Origin of the sequence: Phocaeicola sp. HCN-40430 (assembly GCF_037890285.1) — a bacterium.
In the GTDB taxonomy this organism is placed as follows: Bacteria; Bacteroidota; Bacteroidia; order Bacteroidales; family Bacteroidaceae; genus Phocaeicola; species Phocaeicola acetigenes.
This window is the reverse complement of sequence record NZ_JBBKBS010000076.1, coordinates 1-488: the sequence shown is the minus strand read 5'-3', so window position 1 is coordinate 488 and position 488 is coordinate 1. Positions and strand designations below refer to the sequence as shown.

Below are 488 nucleotides of genomic sequence, written 5' to 3'. Positions count from 1 at the left end.
TTCTGCATTTCCGGATATTTTTCATCCGTATCGCCTGCCTCTTTTCTCAAGCGAAGCAAATCCTCCTTCATTTTCTTGATAATCGGTGCATATTCTTTGTCATTATAAGCATTATGATTTTCTTTCGGGTCTTTCTGCAGATCATAGAAATCCCAACAAGGAGTAAAAGAAAAATCTTGTGTATCCGTCATATCCAGATTCTGTCCGTAATAGAAAATCAACTTATAACGATCGGAACGAATACCAAAATGAGCCGGACGAATCGCATGATTGGTCCAATAACGATAGTAAATCTCTTTCCGCCAATCCTTCGGTGTATTTCCCATCAGGTTCTCAGCGAAACTACGTCCCTGTACATCTTTCATCTCTACTCCGGCAAATTCGGCCAGTGTAGGAGCAAAATCAATATTCTGCACCAAGTCTTTCAAACGTTTACCAGCGGGAATCTTCTTCGGATAACGGATTACAAACGGCATACGGGCAGATTC

Annotated in this window: 1 protein-coding gene; it reads right to left on the bottom strand. The window is 41.2% G+C overall.

Annotation, left to right across the window (positions count from 1 at the left end; translation table 11 throughout):
• A partial coding sequence (locus WKU26_RS12660; RefSeq protein WP_340322315.1) for a sulfatase/phosphatase domain-containing protein occupies nt 1-488 on the bottom strand: 488 nt, incomplete at both ends.